This window comes from Pseudomonas sp. PDM18 (assembly GCF_014852585.1).
GTDB lineage: Bacteria > Pseudomonadota > Gammaproteobacteria > Pseudomonadales > Pseudomonadaceae > Pseudomonas.
In genome coordinates, this window is the sequence record NZ_JACVBX010000041.1 from 1 (window position 1) to 599 (window position 599).

The window sequence follows — 599 nt, forward strand, 5'->3', positions numbered from 1 at the left end:
GCCGACACCTTCCGCCTGCCGCAGGGCCAGTACGGCCTGTTCATCCGCGCCACCGATCCCGGCGCGAACTACCTCATCGAAACCAACCCGGCCCTCACCGACCTGGGCAAGTTCCTCAACTCCGGCTACCTGCTCGACAAGCTCGGCTTCGACGCCGACAAGGCCTGGAAGCGCCTGGGCGATGGCGCCTACGAAACCCGCCTGATCCGCGAAGCCATCCAGGCCAAGACCGGCCAGCGCTTCATCGACGGCCTGGCCAGCGATTACGACCAGTTCCAGTACCTGATGGACAACGCCCTGGCCGCCAAGGATGCGCTGAAACTCAGCGTCGGCGTCGGCCTCTCAGCCGAACAGGTCGCCGCGCTCACCCACGACATCGTCTGGATGGAAAGCCGCGTCATCGATGGCCAGCAAGTCCTCGTCCCGGTGGTCTACCTGGCCCAGACCGACGAGCGCAACCTGCGCGGCAACAGCCTCATCCAGGGTCGCGACCTCAACCTCATGGCCGGTGGCGACCTGCTCAACGTCGGCACCCTGCGCGCCAGCCACGACCTCAACGCCGTGGCCGGTGGCAGCATCCTCCAGGGCGGCCTGGTCGA

1 pseudogene is annotated in these 599 nt (G+C 66.9%); it reads left to right on the forward strand.

The features are described 5' to 3' along the window. A pseudogene (locus IB274_RS29460) lies at positions 1–599 on the forward strand (S-layer family protein); the annotation flags it as partial.